We start from the raw sequence: 16,859 nt of genomic DNA on the forward strand, positions 1-16,859 counted from the left end.
ACAGCAGGAAGTGCGGTATGCGCGGGGATGGGACTGAGAAGCACGTGCCGCATACGATGAGCCGCATGGGTGACGTACTGGCCGGATTTCATGCCGCCTGGGAGTTCGAGTCCGACTCCGTGCTCATCCGTTACGAACGGGGGATTCGAACACCCAAGCTGTTCCAGAGCCTGGGTGAACGCCGGGTGCCGCTGGCCGCGCTGGAGGGCGTGACGCTCACGCCGGGAAAGCGGGGCACGGTCGTGCTGAAGGCCGAGCCGCGCCCTGGTGCCGACCCGCTCCTCGATGCGGCGGCCGGGCAGCTGAAGGACGGCAGCGACCCGTACCGCCTGGTGGTCCCGGCCGAGCGGGCGACCCTCGCCGAGTACTACGCCGACGAACTGCGACCGCAGCTCACCGCGTCCGGCCCGGCGGAGAGGTTTCTGGTCGCCGCGCCCGAGGGACCCCGGCAGTTCAAGGCGTACGACGGGAAGGCGAGCTTCGACGGCAGGGCCGTGCACTTCCGGTGGTCGTGGACGGGCGCGTCCACGGCGAAGTGGAAGGCCGGCGACCAGAGCTTCGCGATCGCCGACCTGGCGGGGGTGGAGTGGCGGTCGCCGGAGGTCTTCGAGGGGCATCTGCGGCTGCTGCGGCGGGACCTCGCGGGGGCGGTCCCGGCGGTCCCGGCGGACCAGGATCCGGCGACCGTGGTGTTCGGGCTGGGGTACGGCCCGGTGCACGAGTCGCTGCCGTTCGCGGCGGCGGTCCTGGAGGCGGTGCGTGCGAAGGGGGCCGCCGCGGTGCAGGCGCCGGCGGGGCGGCGGGACCCCGCCGACATCGCCGAGCGGATCCGGCATCTGGGGGAGCTGCATCGGGCGGGGCTGGTCACCGACGAGGAGTTCGCCGCGAAGAAGGCGGAGTTGCTGGCCGAGTTGTGAGGGTGGTTCCCCGGCTGCCGGCCGGTGGGGGCTGGCTGGTCGCGCAGTTCCTCCCCCAGCGCCCCCAAGGGGGCGCGTTTCAGCTGCCGCCCGTCTCGTAGAAGCTGATCTTGCGGTCCAGCACGGACAGGGTGTCGTGCAGCTCGGCGATCCTCGACACGACGTCCCTCCTCGTCTGCTCCAGCAGCTCGCGGCGCTCGGGATAGGTCGTCTCGCCCTCCCTCACCAGTTCCGCGTAGCGGACCATGTCGGCCACCGGCATGCCGGTCAGGCGGAGCTTGGTCACGAAGTCCAGCCAGTCCAGGTCGCGGTTGGTGTAGCGGCGCTGGCCGGTGTGGGAGCGGTCGATGTGGGACATCAGGCCGATCCGCTCGTACCAGCGCAGGGTGTGGGCGGTCAGGCCGGTGAAGGCGACGACCTCGCTGATCGTGTAGCGGTCCTGGCCCTCGGGACGCGGATGCCGCCGGGGCGGGGCGGAACAGATCTCGGCGGGGGCGCTGTCGGACTGCTCGGTGGGGGCCGCGGTCGTGGTCTGCATCACCGTCATGGGCCCACGCTATGACCTTCGAGTGCACTCGAAGCAAGCGGAACCCGGTAAGAAATACGCGCGACGGGCGGGCGGGGCGGTGACTAGCGTGCGGGGCATGAGTCTCGTACGCCGTGCCACGGCCGAGGACGCGGCGGAAGTGCTGCGACTGCGCCAGGTGATGATCGACGCGCTGCCCGGCGGGGACAGCTCCACAGGATGGCACGCCGAGGCGCGCCCGGCGCTGGAGGAGCGGCTTCGCGAGCCGGACGGGGACTTCGCGGCGTTCGTCGTCGACCATCCGGACCGGCCGGGGGCGCTGGCGGCGCTGGTCGCCGGGACCGTCGACTACCGGATCGGGAAGGCGCACAACCCGCACGGCCGCTCCGGGTACGTCTTCAGCGTGGCCACCGACCCGGACGCCCGCCGGCGCGGGTACGCGCGCGCGTGCATGGCGGAGCTGCTGGCCTGGTTCCGCGAGCGGGGTGCGGCACAGGTCATGCTGACCGCGTCCGCCGAGGCCGAGCCCCTCTACGCCGCCCTCGGCTTCGTCCACAAGCAGGACCCCACGATGACCCTGCGGCTCTGAGCCGCTTAGGGTCGTGGGCATGTCCTTGAACAGCCTCGCGACGATCGACAGCTGGCCCGTCCGCACCGCCGCGGCGGGCGTCGTACGCACCGACGGGACGGTCCTCGGTACGCACGGGCCGGTCGGACACCGCTTCCCGCTGGCCTCCGTCACCAAGCCGCTCGCGGCCTACGCGGTGCTGGTCGCGTACGAGGAGGGGGCGGTCGAGCTCGACGAGCCGGCGGGGCCGGAGGGGGCGACGGTACGGCACCTGCTCGCGCACACCTCGGGGCTGGCCTTCGACGAGCACCGGGTGACGGCGCCGCCCGGGGAGCGGCGGCTGTACTCCAACGCCGGGTTCGAGGTGCTCGGGGAGCATGTCGCGAAGGCGACGGAGATGCCGTTCGCCGAGTACGCGCGGCAGGCGGTGCTGGAGCCGCTGGGCATGACGTCGACGGTGCTGGACGGCTCACCGGCGAAGGACGGCGTGTCCTCGGTGTCGGACCTGCTGCGGTTCGCGGCGGAGCTGCAGGCGCCGCGGCTGCTGGATCCGCGGACGGTGGCGGAGGCGACGCTGACCGTCCACTACCCGGGGACGAAGGGCGTGCTGCCGGGGTACGGGCACCAGAACCCGAACGACTGGGGGCTGGGGTTCGAGATCCGCGACTCCAAGTCGCCGCACTGGACGGGGGCTTCGTCCTCACCGCGGACGTTCGGGCACTTCGGGCAGGCGGGGACGTTCCTGTGGGTGGACCCGGAGGCGGGGCTGGCGTGTGTCGCCCTGACGGACCGGGCGTTCGGGCCCTGGGCGGTCGAGGCGTGGCCGGTGTTCACGGACGCGGTCCTGGCGGAGCTGCGCGGCTGAGGCGCGCTGCGGCCGGGGGGGTGGGGACGCTTACCGGCGCTTGCAGGGTGCCGCCGCGCCCACCCGTGCCGCCCTGCGGCACGCCTGCCCGCGGTTAGATCTTTTAGGGGCGCGGGGAACTGCGCGACCAGCCCCCGCCGGGCCGCGGCCGGACAACGACCGTCGCTACCCGGCCATTTCCCACATCAGCAGCTCCACGTCCGTGATCCCCGACGCCTCCAGGTCCTTCGCGCCGGTGATCCGTACGGAGTCCCCCGGCCCCAGCTCCACCCCGTCCAGCCGCACTTCGCCCCGCACCACGTGCACGTACACGTACGCCCCGTCCGGCACCGCCGTCCGCTCCCCCGCCCCCAGGCGGCGCACGTGCAGCATCGCCCCGGCCTCCGGGACCGCGTACGGGGTCGAGTCGGCGATGCCGCGGACGATGTCGTAGGAGGGTTCGCCGCCGGGTCGCACCGGGGCCAGCCACATCTGGACGAAGGTCAGGGGCAGCTCCCCGTCGTTGCGCTCCACGTGGCGGACGCCCCCCGCCGAGCTGAGGCGCTGGACGTCGCCGTGCCGGACCACCGTCTCGTGGCCCGCCGAGTCGCGGTGCGTGAGCTCGCCCTCGACCACCCACGTCACGATCTCGGTGTGGCTGTGCGGATGCTCGTCGAAGCCGGCGCCCGGCGCCAGGTGCTCCTCGTTGCAGGCGAGGACCGCCCCGAAGCGCAGGTTGTCGGGGTCGTAGTGCGGGCCGAAGGAGAAGGCGTGCGACGACTCGATGCCGGTCGCCGGGTCGCCTCCCGGGTAGCGCTGCGCCGCGCGCCGTACGTCCATCACGGCACCACGGTAGACCGCAGTCGGCACCCGGCGGCGCAGGCGCCCGCCCGGATAAGGCAGTCTTGTCCCCGTGCCCGAACCCGTAACGCGCAAGTCCGACCCCTCGGCTCATCCGGTCCACCCGCACTCCGCGACCCTGAAGCGGCTGGAGAAGTCGTCCGGCAGCCTCGCCGCCCAGGCCATCGCACGCATGGACGAGACCCTGTCGTGGTATCGGGCCATGCCCCCGGAGAACCGCTCCTGGATCGGGCTCGTCGCCCAGGCGGGCATCGCGGCCTTCACCGAGTGGTTCCGGCACCCGGACGCCCCGCAGGCGATCTCGACGGACGTGTTCGGGACCGCGCCGCGGGAACTGACCCGGGCGATCACGCTGCGGCAGACCGTGGAGATGGTGCGGACCACCATCGAGGTCATGGAGAGCGCGATCGACGAGGTCGCGGCGCCGGGCGACGAGAGCATCCTGCGCGAGGCGCTGCTCGTGTACGCCCGTGAGATCGCCTTCGCCACCGCCCAGGTGTACGCCCAGGCCGCCGAGGCACGCGGTGCCTGGGACGCGCGGCTGGAGTCGCTCGTCGTCAACGCGGTGCTCAGCGGGGAGGCGGACGAGGGGGCGGTGAGCCGGGCCGCGGCGCTCGGCTGGAACTCGCCCGACCATGTGTGCGTGGTGCTCGGGACCGCGCCCGACGGGGACAGCGAACTGACCGTCGAGGCGATCCGGCGGGCGTCCCGGCACGCCAAGCTGCAGGTGCTGACCGGGGTGCTCGGGGACCGCCTCGTCGTCATCGCGGGCGGCAACGACAATCCGCTGGCCGTGGCCAAGTCGCTGATCGGGCCGTACGCCGCGGGGCCGGTCGTGGCGGGTCCCGTGGTGCCGGACCTGCTGGCGGCCACCCGGTCGGCGCAGGCCGCCGCCGCGGGGCTCAAGGCCTGTTCCGCCTGGCAGGACGCGCCGCGCCCGGTACTGGCGGACGATCTCCTCCCGGAGCGCGCCATCGCGGGCGATCCGAGCGCGCGCGAGCAGTTGGTGGAGGAGATCTACAGACCGCTGGAAGAAGCCGGTTCGGCGCTGCTGGAAACACTGAGCGTATATCTGGAGCAGGCGAGCAGCCTGGAGGGTGCGGCCCGGATGCTCTTCGTCCACCCGAACACCGTGCGCTACCGGCTCCGACGTGTGACTGACGTCACCGGATGGTCGCCGTCCGATGTACGATCCGCCTTCACACTGCGGATCGCGCTGATCCTGGGGCGTCTGGTCGATGGAGATCCCCAGTCATAGGATTTTGTCGGGGGCCTACAAAACCCCCTCGTGTTCTTCGTCCCTGTCCCCACGGGCGGCCGTGGCCGTCCCCAAGAGAGAGTGTGAGAGTGCTCGTACTCGTCGCTCCCGGCCAGGGCGCCCAGACCCCTGGCTTCCTGACCCCCTGGCTCGACCTTCCCGGTGTCGAGGACCGTCTGCGTGCCTGGTCGGACGCCATCGGTCTCGACCTGGTGCACTACGGCACGCACGCCGACGCGGACGAGATCCGCGACACCGCGATCGCGCAGCCGCTGCTGGTCGCCGCCGGACTCGTCTCCGGCGCGGCACTCGGTGACATCGCCGGCATCGCGCCGGGCGCGGTCGCCGGGCACAGCGTCGGTGAGATCACCGCCGCCGCCTTCGCGGGCGTCCTGGACGAGACCGCCGCGCTGACCCTCGTACGCAGGCGCGGGCTCGCGATGGCCGAGGCCGCCGCGATCACCGAGACCGGCATGTCGGCGCTGCTCGGCGGCGACCCGGAGGTCTCCCTCGCGCACCTGGAGAAGCTCGGTCTGACCCCGGCGAACATCAACGGCGCGGGGCAGATCGTCGCCGCGGGCACCCTGGAGCAGCTCGCCGCGCTGAACGAGGACAAGCCCGAGGGCGTCCGCAAGGTCGTCGCCCTCAAGGTCGCCGGCGCCTTCCACACGCACCACATGGGCCCCGCGGTGGCGGAGCTGGCCGAGGCGGCCGGGGAACTCGCGCCGCTCGACCCGAAGTTCACCTACGTCTCGAACAAGGACGGGCAGGCCGTCGCCACCGGCGCGGAGATCGTGGACCGCCTGGTCGGCCAGGTCGCCAACCCGGTCCGCTGGGACCTGTGCATGGAGACCTTCAAGGAGCTCGGCGTCACCGCCCTCCTGGAGGTGTGCCCGGGCGGCACCCTGACCGGCCTGGCCAAGCGCGCCCTGCCCGGCGTGAAGACGCTGGCCCTGAAGACCCCCGACGACCTCGACGCGGCCCGCGAGCTCATCGCCGAGCACAGCTGAATTAGGAGCCCACTGCGATGTCGAAGATCAAGCCCAGCAAGGGTGCTCCGTACGCGCGCATCCTCGGGGTCGGCGGCTACCGCCCGACCCGCGTGGTGCCCAACGAGGTGATCCTGGAGACGATCGACTCGTCCGACGAATGGATCCGGTCGCGCTCCGGCATCGAGACCCGGCACTGGGCAGGCCCGGACGAGACCGTGGCCGCGATGTCCATCGAGGCCTCCGGCAAGGCGATCGCGGACGCGGGCATCTCCGCCGAGCAGATCGGCGCCGTGGTCGTCTCGACCGTCTCGCACTTCAGCCAGACCCCGGCCGTCGCCACCGAGATCGCCGACAAGCTGGGCACGAACAAGGCCGCCGCCTTCGACATCTCCGCCGGCTGCGCGGGCTTCGGCTACGGCCTCACGCTCGCCAAGGGCATGGTGGTGGAGGGCTCCGCCGAGTACGTGCTCGTCATCGGCGTGGAGCGGCTCAGCGACCTCACCGACCTGGAGGACCGGGCCACCGCCTTCCTGTTCGGCGACGGCGCGGGCGCGGTCGTGGTCGGCCCCTCGCAGGAGCCGGCGATCGGCCCGACGGTGTGGGGCTCCGAGGGCGACAAGTCGGAGACCATCAAGCAGACCGTCCCCTGGGACCGTTTCCACTTCGGCGACAGGTCCGGGCTGCCGGTCGACAGCCAGGGCAACATCAAGTTCCCGGCGATCACGCAGGAGGGCCAGGCGGTGTTCCGCTGGGCCGTGTTCGAGATGGCGAAGGTCGCCCAGCAGGCGCTGGACGCGGCCGGGATCAGCGCGGACGACCTGGACGTCTTCATCCCGCACCAGGCCAATGTGCGGATCATCGACTCGATGGTGAAGACTCTCAAGCTGCCGGAGCACGTCACGGTCGCCCGTGACATCCGCACCACCGGCAACACCTCGGCCGCCTCGATCCCGCTCGCAATGGAGCGGCTCCTGGCGACCGGTGAGGCGAAGAGCGGCGACACCGCACTCGTCATCGGGTTCGGGGCGGGTCTCGTCTACGCCGCCACTGTCGTTACCCTCCCCTAGGCACTCCGTGCCGGATCATGCATCCGGTAGGGGTCGCCGTCCGCAGTACGCAGCAACCGTCTGGAACATCTAAGAAGGAGCGCCTGACATGGCCGCCACTCAGGAAGAGATCGTCGAAGGTCTCGCCGAGATCGTGAACGAGATCGCCGGCATCCCGGTTGAGGACGTCCAGCTGGACAAGTCCTTCACCGACGACCTGGACGTCGACTCGCTGTCCATGGTCGAGGTCGTCGTCGCCGCCGAAGAGCGCTTCGACGTCAAGATCCCGGACGAGGACGTCAAGAACCTCAAGACCGTCGGCGACGCGACCGCCTACATCCTCAAGCACCAGGCCTGAGGCAGTTAACTAGCCTCCGGCTGCAATGCCCCGCCACCCGGCGGTGGCGCCGTCGAATCCCGTATCCGTTGGAGAAAGAATTCCCGTGAGCCCGACCAATCGCACCGTGGTCGTCACCGGTATCGGCGCAACCACACCGCTGGGTGGCGACGCAGCTTCGTTCTGGGAGGCGCTGATCGCCGGCAAGTCCGGCGTCCGCCTCCTGGAGCAGGACTGGGCGGCCGAGCTGCCCGTCCGTATCGCGGCGCAGATCGCCGTCGAACCGGGCGAGATCATCCCCCGCCCGCAGGCCCGCAAGCTGGACCGGTCGGCGCAGTTCGCGCTGATCGCCGCCAAGGAGGCCTGGAAGGACGCCGGTTTCACCGCCAAGGCCGGTGAGGACGCGTCCGCCAACCCCGACCGGGTCGGCGCCGTCATCGCCTCCGGCATCGGCGGTGTGACGACCCTGCTGGACCAGTACGACGTGCTCAAGGAGAAGGGCGTACGCCGTGTCTCCCCGCACACCGTGCCGATGCTGATGCCCAACTCGCCGGCCGCCAACGTCGGTATCGAGCTGGGTGCGCGGGCCGGTGTGCACACGCCCGTGTCGGCCTGCGCCTCCGGCGCCGAGGCCATCGGGTACGCCATCGAGATGATCCGCACCGGCCGTGCGGACGTCGTCGTGGCCGGCGGCACCGAGGCGGCGATCCACCCGCTGCCCATCGTGGCGTTCGGCAACATGATGGCGATGTCCAAGAACAACGACGACCCCGAGGGTGCGTCGCGTCCCTACGACTCCGGCCGTGACGGCTTCGTCCTCGGCGAGGGCGCGGGCGTGATCGTCCTGGAGTCCGAGGAGCACGCGAAGGCGCGCGGGGCGCGGATCTACGCCGAGGCGGTCGGCCAGGGCATCTCGGCGGACGCGCACCACATCACGCAGCCGGAGCCGTCGGGCAACGGGATCGCGCACGCGCTGCAGAACCTGCTCGACAACACGGATCTGAAGCCGGCCGAGATCGTGCACGTCAACGCGCACGCGACGTCGACGCCGCAGGGTGACGTGGCCGAGATCAAGGCGCTGCGGAAGGTGTTCGGCGACGACGTCGACCACATGGCGATCTCCGCGACCAAGTCGATGACCGGTCACCTGCTGGGCGGTGCCGGTGGTATCGAGACCGTCGCGTCGATCCTGGCGCTGGTGAACCGGACGGCTCCGCCGACCATCAACCTCGACGACCTCGACCCCGAGGTCAACGCGGACGTGGTGCGGGGCGAGGCCCGTCAGCTGCCCGAGGGCAGGATCGCCGTGCTGAACGACTCGTTCGGCTTCGGCGGCCACAACGTGGTCCTGGCGTTCAGGACCGTGTGAGAAACGTTGCGCCAAGGCTTGTGGCCCGGACTCCGTTGAATGGAGTTCGGGCCACAGTGCGTTTCGTTGTCGGCCGACGGCCGGTGGGGACTTCTCGCGCAGTTCCCCGCGCCCCTAAAAGACCAGGGGCGAGCGCCCCTTCAGGGGCGCGGGGAACTGCGCGACAAGCCACGACGGCGCCGCAGTCGCCCGACGGCATTTCGCGGCACTTCCGACGGCGCTCAGACCACCTGGTGGAGCCAGCGGACCGGCGCGCCCTCGCCCGCGTAGCGGAACGGCTCCAGTTCGTCGTCCCAGGGCTTGCCGAGGAGTTTGGCGATCTCGGCCTCCAGGGCCGTCTCACCGCGCTGTGAGCGGGTCAGGGCGGCCCTCAGGCGGTCCTCGGGGATGAGGATGTCGCCGTGGATTCCGGTGACCGCGTGGAAGATGCCGAGGTCGGGGGTGCAGCTGTAGCGCTCGCCCTCGGCCTTCGCGCAGGGCTCGGCGGTGACCTCGAAGCGGAGCAGGTGCCAGCCGCGCAGCGCGGAGGCGAGTTTGGAGGCCGTACCGACCTCGCCCTGCCAGGAGAACTCGGAGCGCCAGGTGCCGGGGGCGGCCGGCTGGCGGATCCAGTCGAGGTTGACGCGCGTGCCCAGCACCCCGGCGACGGCCCACTCGACGTGCGGGCACAGCGCGCGGGGCGCGGAGTGCACGTACAGAACTCCACGTGTCGTCACCGGAACCTCCGGGCTGAGCGGACATCTTGCTGGCTGGCTGGCGGCAGTGACACGACGGCCGCGTTGATGGCGAGGCTACCGTGCGGTGGCGCAAGGAGTGTGACGTACCGTCGGTCCCACAGCCAGGAAACCCCCGCCATTCACCCAGGGGGACGCTTGTACGGGGGTCGTCCGTTGCAGGGCGCGGGGCGGGAACTCCCGTGCGTTGTCATTACGGGGGACGATCGGGCAAACGGAGAGGACCGACCGGGTATGCGCAAGCAGCGACGCCGGCGTTCGCGTGCCCTGGCAGGCGCCGTCGCCGTCACCGCCGCGCTGGGGGTGGCCGGGTGCGATGTGCTGGGGGGTTCCTCCGGCGCGACCGGGAGCGAGAGGACGCGGGCCGCGCGGACCGTGCAGGTGTGGGACCGCAGCCCGGCCTCGATCGCGGCCGTCGGCGACTCCATCACCCGGGGCTTCGACGCCTGCACGGTGCTCTCGGACTGCCCGGAGGTGTCCTGGGCGACCGGCACCAGCGACCAGGTGGACAGCCTGGCGGTGCGGCTGCTGGGGCGGGCGAAGGCGGCCGACCACAGCTGGAACTACGCGGAGACCGGCGCCCGGATGGCCGACCTGCCGGGGCAGATGGCCGACGCGGCGGTACGCAGGCCGCAGTTGGTGACGGTGATGGTGGGGGCGAACGACGCCTGTCGTACGTCGGTGCGGGCGATGACCTCGGTGGCGGACTTCCGCAGCGGGTTCGAGGACGCGCTGGGCACCCTGCGCAAGGCGCTGCCGAAGACGCAGGTGTACGTGGCGAGTGTGCCGAACCTGAAGCGGCTGTGGTCCGAGGGGCGGACCAACCCGCTGGGCAAGCAGGTGTGGAAGCTGGGCATCTGCCCTTCCATGCTGTCCGACGCGGACGATCTGACCAGCGCGGCGACCGCGCGCCGGGACAAGGTCCAGCAGCGCGTCGAGGAGTACAACAAGGTGCTGGAGGAGGTCTGTGCCAAGGACCGGCGGTGCCGTTTCGACGGCGGGGCGGTGTACGCGTACCGGTTCGGGACCGATCAGCTGAGTCACTGGGACTGGTTCCACCCGAGCACCGACGGCCAGTCCAGACTCGCCGCCATCGCCTACCGGGCCGTCACCGCGAAGGACCCGGTGGACTAGACCCTTGGCTTAGGGTTTCCCCATGAACGAACTTTTCGGCACGCTTCCCGACGGCACCGAGGTGCACCGCTGGACGCTGGAGCGTGCGGGGACCCGGGTGCGGGTGCTGTCGTACGGCGGGATCGTGCAGTCGGTCGAGGTCCCGGACCGCTGGGGGGAGCGGACGGCGGACGTGGTGCTGGGGTTCGCCGGTCTGGACGGCTACCTGGAGAACCCGGGGCCCTACCTGGGCGCCCTGGTCGGCCGGTACGCCAACCGCATCGCGCACGCCCGCTTCCCGCTGGACGGCGTGACCTACGCCCTGGAGCCGAACAACGCGCCCAACTCCCTGCACGGCGGCGCCCGCGGCTTCGACAAGCGGGTGTGGGAGGCGGCGGCCGTCGAGCACGGGGTGCGGCTGACCCGGGTGAGCCCGCACGGGGAGGAGGGGTTCCCGGGGCGGCTGGAGGTCGCCGTGACGTACGTGCTGGACGAAGCGGGCGCGCTGCACATCTCCTACGAGGCGGTCACCGACGCGCCGACCGTCGTGAACCTCACCAACCACAGCTACTTCAACCTGGCGGGCTCCGGGAACGCGGGCGGCCACGAGCTGCGGATCGCGGCCTCGCGCTACACCCCCGTGGACGGGGACCTGATTCCCGCGGGGGAGCCGGCGGACGTCTCCGGCACCCGGTTCGACTTCCGTACGGCCCGCAAGGTGGGCTCCGGCTACGACCACAACCTCGTCCTCGACAAGGGGGTGACGCAGACTCCGGTGGAGATCGCCGAGCTGTACGACCCGGCGTCCGGCCGCACCCTCACCGTGGCCACCACCGAACCCGGCATCCAGCTCTACACCGCCGAGCACCTGACCGGCCCCTTCGCCCCCGGCGACGGCGTCGCCCTGGAGACCCAGCACTTCCCGGACTCCCCCAACCGCGCCGACTTCCCGAGCACCCGGCTGGACCCGGGCGGGACCTACCGCTCGGAGACGGTGTACGGCTTCGGGGTGCGGGACTGAACGCCGCTCGGTGACGCCACCGGCACGTGACACGCAAGCCCCGGTCCAGGGGTCAGGTCCCGGACCGGGGCTGCTCAAGGGGGACGCGTCCCGCCCCCGACCTTAACCGCGGCTGTGCGGAGACGGCCGGTCATCGGGCGCGTCGCAGCGATCTCGTACGAACCCTTCACAAACGCCCACGGTTCCGTGGCGGCCCATGGCGTAGACCACTTCGCGGCCCACACGCGATACTGCGCCCGACCGGCACCACGCACCCCACTGCGACGGAGGGCCAACTCCCTTGACTTCCCCACGTGTTCGGACGGCCGTTCTCGGCATCGTGCTGCTGGCCGGGGCGCTCGTCCCCACCGCCGCGCACGCCGCCACCGCCCCCTCCCCCACCGTCGAGGAACAGCGGCTCGACCAGGCGGTGCCGCAGGAGATACTCCGGCGGTCCGGGTTCGACGACGTCGCCCCCGGCTTCGCCCGGGCGCTGGCGGACGCCCGCTCCTTCGCGCAGGCCCGGCAGGCCGTGGCCCGGCAGGGGTCGGCGCTGTGGCGGCGGGCCGTGGACCGGGCGCAGGGGCGCGGGCCCGCCGGGGGCGACCTGAGCCGGGACGACGACCGGCCGCTGTACTGGGCCCGGCTCGGGATGACGCGCCAGGTGCGCACCTGGGAGCCCGGGTTCGCGGTGAGCGAGCGGCAGCGGGCGGCGCTGCTGGACGAGCTGGAGCGGACCTCGCGGGGACAGACCGACATCCGCTACCCGGGCAGGGGTGTGCGGCGGATCCTGGTCACCGGGTTCGACCCGTTCACGCTCGACCGGGACATCCGCATCTCCAATCCCTCCGGGGCGAGCGCGCTGGCCCTCGACGGGACCGTGATCGAGACCGACGAGGGGCCCGCGCGGGTGGAGACGGCCGTGTTCCCGGTGCGGTGGGACGACTTCGCGGCGGGCACGGTGGAGCGGACCCTGCGGCCGCACCTGCCGAAGGTGGACCTGTTCACGACCGTGAGCCAGGGGCGGGTCGGGCGGTTCGACGTGGAGCGGACGAACGGCGCCTGGCGGGGCGGGTTCCCGGACAACGAGAACATCAGCCGGACCGGGACCGTCCCGGTCGCCGACCCGGCCGCGCAGCCGCAGTGGACGACCACCACCCTCCCGTACGCGGCGATCACGGCGGCGGACACGGGGCGCTTCCCGGTGTACGACCACACCGAGGTGACCGAGATCCCGGCCGGCGGCGGCGATCCCGTCGTACGGGCGGACGGGCCGACGGCCGGGTCCACCGCGCGGGCCGGGGGCGGCGGGGACTACCTGTCCAACGAGATCGCCTACCGGGCCACGCTGCTGCGCGACCGGCTCGGGCTGCACGACACCCTGCCCGGCGGGCATGTGCACACGCCGGTGCTGCAGTTCGGTGCCGGGAACACGACGCAGGTGACCGACCCGGAGTTCGTGCGGAACCGGGTGGACATCATCGACCAGGTGCGGGCGATCGTGACCGTCGCGGCGGACGCGAGCTTCAGGAACTGACGGGTTCGTCCGCGCGGTCGTCCTCCGCCGCCGTCTCCTCGCCCAGCAGGTCGCGGGCGAGGAGGGTGGCGCCGGCGACCGCGCCCGGCATCAGGAACACCGCGACGAACGGGACCAGGAAGGCCAGGCCCAGCGGGGTGCCGAAGCCCCACACCAGGGTCTTCCGGGACCGCAGCAGGGCGAGCCGGGCGCGCAGGTCGACGCCCCGGCGCTGGAGGGCGACGGCGGCGAGTTCCTCGGTGAGGAAGAAGCCGGTCACGAAGAAGCCGACGACCGGTACGACGGTCTGCCCGACGAAGGGCAGGAAGCCGAGGGCGAAGAGCAGGACGCCCCACAGGCCGGCCCGGAGCAGGACGCGCAGGCTGTCCCGGGCGGAGATCCACAGCTCGCGCCAGAACGGCAGCCCGGACTCCGGCGCGGTGCCGTCGGGCGAGACGTCCGCGTCGACCTTCTCGGAGAGGTTCTCGTAGAACGGCTGGCCGACCAGCAGCGTCACCGCGGTGAAGGTGAGGACGGCGAGCAGGAGGCCGAGGGCGAACAGGACGGCGGTGAGGAAGCCGCGGAAGAGGCCGAGCCAGGGGCTGGACCAGTCGTCGGCGAACGGGGTGGCCCAGGCGACGAAGTCCTCTCCCCATATCGCGAGGGCGACCAGGGCCGCCGCGTAGAGGACGAGGGTGATCAGACCGGGCAGCAGCCCGAACCCGAACTGCCGACCGTGCCGCCCGACCCACCGCTGGCCCTTGAGGAGATAACCGAACCCCACCCCGAGATCACGCATGACGAAAACTTTACCGGGCCCCGGTCAGCTCTCCGAAGGGGCGCTGGGGGTACCCCCGGCCGAAGGCTGGGGGAGGAACTGCGCGACCAGCCACGACGGCGCCGCAGACGAACGACGGCGCAAGTACGGCCACCGCAGCGGAGCGCTACGCGGGGGTCACCGCCACCACCACGCCCCGGTCGGCCGCCGGGCTGACCGCCGCCGACACCCGTACCGCCGTGGCCCGGGCCACCCGGCCCGCGCGGGCGGCGGAGGTCAGCAGGAGGGGCTGGAGGCGTTCGAGCCCGGTCACGGCGAGTTCCTCGGCGGCGATCAGGGCCGGGCCCGCCGCCCTGGCCGTCTTCGCCGCCGCCTCCGTCAGGTCGGCCAGCGGCGGCAGCGCGGCCCGGACCACGCCCGCGCCCGCCGCGGTCGCGCGCTCGGCCAGGGCCACCTGGACGGGCAGCAGCGGGGCCACCGCGGAGGTGACGGCGTCGGCGATGCGGTGGAGTTCGGGGGCGGAGTCCCGGAGGACCTCGGCCGCGGTGCGCAGCAGCGGGGTGAGGGCCAGCAGGACGCCGGCCGCCCCGCCCGCGGCGGCCGGCAGCAGCGGGGACAGCGCCCCGGTCAGTTCGCGGAGCGCCGCCGCGAACTCCTCCACCGCCGGCTCCACCGCGTCCAGCAGCGGCAGCAGGCTGTCCCTGAGGGCCGTCAGCAGCGGTTCGGCCACCGGGTGCACGGCCAGCGGGGCGCCGCTGGTGCCGAGCCGGGTGAGGGTCTCCACGACGCGGTAGAAGGCCTCCTGCGCCCCGGGCGCGGCACTGGCCTCGGCCAGCTCCGCGGTCGTCCGGCGCAGGACGCGCAGCAGTTCGGGGGCCGAGCCCTCGCGCGGGTCCAGGGTGTTGACGGCGATCTTCGTGAGGTTCTGGGCGGTGTCCAGGAGCTGGCCGGTGATGTCGGTGGTGCTGCGGGCCATGCGCAGCACGTCCGCCCTGCCGGGAAGTGAGGGAATCGTCGCCATGGGCCGGGGCCCTCCCGCCGCTGTGGGGTATCTCCACGGTGTGTCCGCCCACAGCATGCCCCGGTTGAGTCGAACAGGTACATCTCGCCGTACCGATCCCAGGAAGGGCAGGTCGCCCAGGTGGGTAGGGCGTTGTTCACAGTGGGAGCTGCCCCGCGGCGGCTCGGTTGAGGAGAACGGATGACGCAGGAGATCACCGTCCAGGGCACGGTCGCGGCGGGCTTCGAGGCGGTGCGCGACGAGTTCGCCGCCTTCGTCGCCGGCGAACCGGCCGACTACGAGGGGCAGTTGTGTGCGTACGTGCACGGCCGGCGGGTCGTCGACCTGTGGGCGGGCGAGGAGGCCGGCGGGGACTCCCTGTACGGCGTGTTCTCGTCCACCAAGGGGGCGGCGCACCTGGTCGTGGCGCTGCTGGTGCAGGACGGCACGCTGGAGCTGGACCGTAAAGTCACCTACTACTGGCCGGAGTTCGGCGCGGAGGGCAAGGGCACGCTGACCCTGCGGGACCTGCTGGCGCACCGGGCGGGTCTGGTCGGCACCGACACCGGGTTCGGCCCACAGGAGCTGGCCGACGACCGCGCGATGGCCGAACGCCTCGCCGACCAGCGGCCGTTCTGGCGTCCGGGCACGGCCTTCGGCTACCACGCCCTCGTCATCGGGGCCCTCACCGGCGAGGTGGTGCGGCGCGCGACCGGCCGTACCCTCCAGGACGTCTACGAGGAGCGGGTCCGGGCGCCGTACGGCCTCGGCTTCTTCCTGGGCCTGCCGGCCGCGCACGAGCCGCGCTTCCGGACGACACAGCCGATGCGGCCGACACCCGAGCAGCAGGCCCTGCTCGACTCCGTCCCGTCCGGCCCGCAGACCCTCGCCGGGATCGCCTTCAACCGGCACACGGCCGAGCCCACGGACCTGACGGCCCTCCCGAACGACCGGCTGGTGCGCGCCAAGGGCCCGGCCTCCTTCGGCGGGGTGGCGTCCGCGCGCGGCCTGGCCGGGATGTACGCGGCCCTGCTCAGCGAGGTCGACGGCGAGGCCCCGCTGCTGAAGCAGGACACGGTGGCGGAGTTCGGCCAGTTCCACTCGGTGGGGTACGACCTGGTGGCCCGCGCCCACAAGTCGTACGGCCTCGGCTTCCAGGCGACCGCGGACACCTGGCACCCGTTCCTCGGCGCGGGCACCATCGGCCACAGCGGGGCAGCGGGCTCCCAGGCCTTCGCGGACCCGCGGAGCGGGGTCGCCTACGGCTACACCCGGCGCCGGTTCGCGTTCCCGGGCGGAGCGGCCCCGGAGAACGACCGACTGGCGAGGGCGGTGCACCTGGCAGCTCTGACCGACTGAAACGCGCCCCTTTAGGGGCGCTGGGGGTACCCCCGGCCGAAGGCTGGGGGAGGAACTGCGCGAGCAACCACACACCGCCCGCACCCGGCATCGAATCCGCACCCGGCAGACGAGAGACCGCACCCCACGTCCAAGGGTGCGGCCTCCACACAACGCAACGACGGACGTCAGACCAACGTCACGCCGATGTTCCCCCGAGTCGCCTTCGAATAAGGGCAGACCCCGTGCGCCTTCTCGACCAGCTCACGGGCAACCCCCTCCTCGACGCCCGGAATCTCCGCCGCGATCTCGACGATGATCCCGAACCCCTCCTCGTTCTTCCCGAGCCCCACCTTCGCGGTCACCCGGGACCCGGTCACGTCGATCCCGGCCTGCCGGGCGACGACCGCCAGCGCCCCCTGGAAGCACGCGCTGTACCCGGCGGCGAACAGCTGCTCCGGGTTGGTCCCGGCCCCGCTGCCGCCCAGCTCCTTCGGCGGGTTGACGACGACGTCGAGCTGGCCGTCGTCGGTGGCGACCCGGCCGTCGCGGCCGTTCTCGGCGGTGGCGACGGCGGTGTAGAGGACGTCGGACTGCTGAATGGGCATGCGGTTTCTTCTCTCCTCGGTCCGCCGCGACTCGCGCCCACGATCGACGGCGGT

The 16,859-nt window shown here is 72.3% G+C and carries 18 protein-coding genes; 12 read left to right on the forward strand and 6 right to left on the reverse strand.

Going from position 1 to position 16,859, the window contains the following annotated elements:
- Positions 1 to 65 precede the first annotated feature (65 nt).
- Positions 66 to 917: a DUF4429 domain-containing protein gene (locus tag ACFZB3_RS38810; protein WP_391385039.1), complete on the forward strand. Its 852-nt coding sequence runs from the start codon at positions 66 to 68 to the stop codon at positions 915 to 917.
- A 79-nt stretch (positions 918 to 996) separates the two neighbouring features.
- Here the strand turns inward: ACFZB3_RS38810 and ACFZB3_RS38815 are convergent, their stop codons facing one another.
- Complete coding sequence (locus tag ACFZB3_RS38815; RefSeq protein ID WP_391385042.1) at positions 997 to 1,464, reverse strand: MerR family transcriptional regulator; 468 nt, start codon at positions 1,462 to 1,464, stop codon at positions 997 to 999.
- Positions 1,465 to 1,561: 97 nt separating this feature from the next.
- On the opposite strand from ACFZB3_RS38815, the gene ACFZB3_RS38820 reads away from it, so the two are divergent.
- A complete protein-coding gene (locus ACFZB3_RS38820) occupies positions 1,562 to 2,032 on the forward strand; it encodes a GNAT family N-acetyltransferase (protein ID WP_391385044.1) in 471 nt (156 codons plus the stop codon).
- Between the two features lie 19 nt (positions 2,033 to 2,051).
- Positions 2,052 to 2,876, forward strand: a complete 825-nt coding sequence (locus ACFZB3_RS38825) for a serine hydrolase (protein ID WP_391385050.1) — start codon at positions 2,052 to 2,054, stop codon at positions 2,874 to 2,876.
- Between the two features lie 165 nt (positions 2,877 to 3,041).
- Here ACFZB3_RS38825 and ACFZB3_RS38830 read toward each other — a convergent pair whose 3' ends face one another.
- Positions 3,042 to 3,695, reverse strand: coding sequence for a pirin family protein (locus ACFZB3_RS38830; RefSeq protein ID WP_391385556.1), 654 nt, complete (start codon positions 3,693 to 3,695; stop codon positions 3,042 to 3,044).
- A gap of 73 nt (positions 3,696 to 3,768) precedes the next feature.
- On the opposite strand from ACFZB3_RS38830, the gene fasR reads away from it, so the two are divergent.
- From fasR to fabF, 5 genes are all read left to right on the forward strand, one after another.
- Positions 3,769 to 4,974 (forward strand): fatty acid biosynthesis transcriptional regulator FasR, encoded by a 1,206-nt coding sequence (gene fasR, locus ACFZB3_RS38835; RefSeq protein WP_391385054.1) that lies wholly within the window; start codon positions 3,769 to 3,771, stop codon positions 4,972 to 4,974.
- 89 nt (positions 4,975 to 5,063) lie between these two features.
- On the forward strand, positions 5,064 to 5,984 hold the full coding sequence (locus ACFZB3_RS38840) for an acyltransferase domain-containing protein (RefSeq protein ID WP_391385057.1): 921 nt from the start codon (positions 5,064 to 5,066) through the stop codon (positions 5,982 to 5,984).
- A 17-nt stretch (positions 5,985 to 6,001) separates the two neighbouring features.
- Positions 6,002 to 7,033 (forward strand): beta-ketoacyl-ACP synthase 3, encoded by a 1,032-nt coding sequence (locus ACFZB3_RS38845; RefSeq protein ID WP_391385060.1) that lies wholly within the window; start codon positions 6,002 to 6,004, stop codon positions 7,031 to 7,033.
- An 88-nt stretch (positions 7,034 to 7,121) separates the two neighbouring features.
- Complete coding sequence (locus ACFZB3_RS38850; RefSeq protein WP_391385063.1) at positions 7,122 to 7,370, forward strand: acyl carrier protein; 249 nt, start codon at positions 7,122 to 7,124, stop codon at positions 7,368 to 7,370.
- Positions 7,371 to 7,455: 85 nt separating this feature from the next.
- Positions 7,456 to 8,718 (forward strand): beta-ketoacyl-ACP synthase II, encoded by a 1,263-nt coding sequence (fabF, locus tag ACFZB3_RS38855; protein WP_391385065.1) that lies wholly within the window; start codon positions 7,456 to 7,458, stop codon positions 8,716 to 8,718.
- 221 nt (positions 8,719 to 8,939) lie between these two features.
- On the opposite strand, the gene ACFZB3_RS38860 is transcribed toward fabF, so the two are convergent.
- Positions 8,940 to 9,434: a DUF3145 domain-containing protein gene (locus tag ACFZB3_RS38860; RefSeq protein WP_093503479.1), complete on the reverse strand. Its 495-nt coding sequence runs from the start codon at positions 9,432 to 9,434 to the stop codon at positions 8,940 to 8,942.
- A gap of 252 nt (positions 9,435 to 9,686) precedes the next feature.
- On the opposite strand from ACFZB3_RS38860, the gene ACFZB3_RS38865 reads away from it, so the two are divergent.
- The 3 genes from ACFZB3_RS38865 to ACFZB3_RS38875 all read left to right on the forward strand — a co-directional run bounded on the left by ACFZB3_RS38865 (position 9,687) and on the right by ACFZB3_RS38875 (position 13,102).
- Positions 9,687 to 10,586, forward strand: a complete 900-nt coding sequence (locus ACFZB3_RS38865) for an SGNH/GDSL hydrolase family protein (RefSeq protein ID WP_391385069.1) — start codon at positions 9,687 to 9,689, stop codon at positions 10,584 to 10,586.
- 22 nt (positions 10,587 to 10,608) lie between these two features.
- The gene (locus ACFZB3_RS38870) at positions 10,609 to 11,586 is read left to right on the forward strand and encodes a galactose-1-epimerase (protein WP_391385072.1); all 978 of its coding nucleotides are present in this window, start codon (positions 10,609 to 10,611) and stop codon (positions 11,584 to 11,586) included.
- A 280-nt stretch (positions 11,587 to 11,866) separates the two neighbouring features.
- Positions 11,867 to 13,102: a pyroglutamyl peptidase gene (locus tag ACFZB3_RS38875; RefSeq protein WP_391385075.1), complete on the forward strand. Its 1,236-nt coding sequence runs from the start codon at positions 11,867 to 11,869 to the stop codon at positions 13,100 to 13,102.
- Here ACFZB3_RS38875 and ACFZB3_RS38880 read toward each other — a convergent pair.
- A complete protein-coding gene (locus ACFZB3_RS38880) occupies positions 13,092 to 13,880 on the reverse strand; it encodes an EI24 domain-containing protein (protein ID WP_391385078.1) in 789 nt (262 codons plus the stop codon). The genes ACFZB3_RS38875 and ACFZB3_RS38880 overlap by 11 nt on opposite strands.
- A 145-nt stretch (positions 13,881 to 14,025) precedes the next feature.
- Complete coding sequence (locus ACFZB3_RS38885; protein ID WP_391385080.1) at positions 14,026 to 14,880, reverse strand: hypothetical protein; 855 nt, start codon at positions 14,878 to 14,880, stop codon at positions 14,026 to 14,028.
- A 180-nt stretch (positions 14,881 to 15,060) separates the two neighbouring features.
- On the opposite strand from ACFZB3_RS38885, the gene ACFZB3_RS38890 reads away from it, so the two are divergent.
- Entirely contained in the window at positions 15,061 to 16,218 is a 1,158-nt protein-coding gene (locus ACFZB3_RS38890; RefSeq protein WP_391385083.1) for a serine hydrolase, read from the forward strand.
- 167 nt (positions 16,219 to 16,385) lie between these two features.
- On the opposite strand, the gene ACFZB3_RS38895 is transcribed toward ACFZB3_RS38890, so the two are convergent.
- Positions 16,386 to 16,805 (reverse strand): Ohr family peroxiredoxin, encoded by a 420-nt coding sequence (locus tag ACFZB3_RS38895; RefSeq protein ID WP_391385086.1) that lies wholly within the window; start codon positions 16,803 to 16,805, stop codon positions 16,386 to 16,388.
- Positions 16,806 to 16,859 lie beyond the last annotated feature (54 nt).

The organism is Streptomyces sp. NPDC008092 (assembly GCF_042957285.1).
GTDB lineage: Bacteria > Actinomycetota > Actinomycetes > Streptomycetales > Streptomycetaceae > Streptomyces.